The 1,389-nt window shown below is 72.8% G+C and carries 1 protein-coding gene; it reads left to right on the top strand.

The window, feature by feature from the left end:
• Positions 1 to 78: 78 nt before the first annotated feature.
• Positions 79 to 1,389, top strand: a 1,311-nt coding sequence (locus AC1WTP_RS34380; protein ID WP_481653372.1) for an RNA-guided endonuclease InsQ/TnpB family protein, incomplete at its 3' end; no start/stop codon positions are given.

Below are 1,389 nucleotides of genomic sequence, written 5' to 3'. Positions count from 1 at the left end.
CTAGTGCGGTGGCCACTAACGTTCGCCGGGTTGGTCAGGGCCGGGGAATTGTCGTAGGGGTGGTGTTGGCTGGGGTTTGTGCCTCGCCGTCGGGATCTTGCCGCGCCGCGGGTTGTGCATTGCACGGCTCGGGTGGGGTTGCGGGTGACAGCGGGCCAGCGGCGGCGGTGTTTCGGTCTGCTGCGTTCGGCGGGTGACGTGTGGGCGTGTGTGCTGGAGGTCAACGGGTGGCGACGTCGCCGCCGGGACACGCCGCTGGCGGGTTATCAGGAGTTGTGTCGGGAGTTGGCGGTGTCCGGGCCGGGCACGTTCGGGGAACTGAACTCCGTGGGCGCCCGGTCCGTGCTGCGTCGGTTCTCGGATGCGTGGTTCGCGGCCGCGAAACGACGCGCGGCAGGTGACGTGTCGGCCCGGTTTCCGAGACGGCGGCGCGGGTTGATGCCGGTGCGCTGGTATCACGGCACCTTCGGCCTCGACGGGCGCCGGGTGCGCATCCCGACCGCCACAGGCGGCCTGCCGTTGTGGGTCCGGCTGGCGCGGGACCTGCCGTATCCGGTGGAGCAGATCCGGTCGATCACCCTGCTGTGCGAGGGTGGCCGCTTGTTCCTTGACGTGACCGCCGAGGTCCCGATCGCCGCCTATCCTCCAGGTGAGGAGCCGGACATGGGCCGGGTGGCTGGGGTGGATCTAGGGATCATCCACCCGTACGCCGTGGCCGGCCCTGACGGCGCGGGGCTGTTGGTGTCGGGGCGGGCGATCCGTGCCGAGCACCGGATGCACCTGGCCGACATCAAAGGCCGTCGCCGGGCCGTGGCCCGTCGGGCCCCGAAGCCGGGTCAGCGGGGGTCACGACGGTGGCGCAAGTACCGGCGTCGGGCGCGGCTGGTGGAGGGCCGGCATCGGCGGCGGGTCCGCCAGGCCCAGCACGAGGCCGCCCGCACGGTCATCGCGTGGGCGCAGCAGCAGCGGGTGGGTGTGTTGCACGTCGGTGACCCGCGCGGGGTGCTCAACCTACCCGCGGGGCGGCGGCACAACCTGCGGCTACGGCAGTGGCAGATCGGCCGGCTCATCCAGGTCCTCACCGACAAGGCCGTTCTCGCGGGCATCATCGTCCGCCTCGTCGACGAACGTGGCACGTCCTCGACCTGCCCCGCCTGCCGGCGCCGGGTGCCGAAACCTCGCGGGCGGACGCTGACCTGTCGGCACTGCCACTTTTCCGGGCACCGTGACCTGGTCGCGGCTGCCAGCATCGCCACCCGGGCCCCGGGCGGCGGACCCACCACCCCCACCGCAGCGACTGTTGCGCTGCCGGAGGTGGTCACGCACCGTCGAGCCGGCCGGCACCTCCCCGGCGCCGGCCAGTCCCGACGTGACCCCCGCCGCCCACGG

The organism is Micromonospora sp. R311, assembly GCF_056780015.1.
This window is presented reverse-complemented; position numbering and strand designations above follow the sequence as displayed.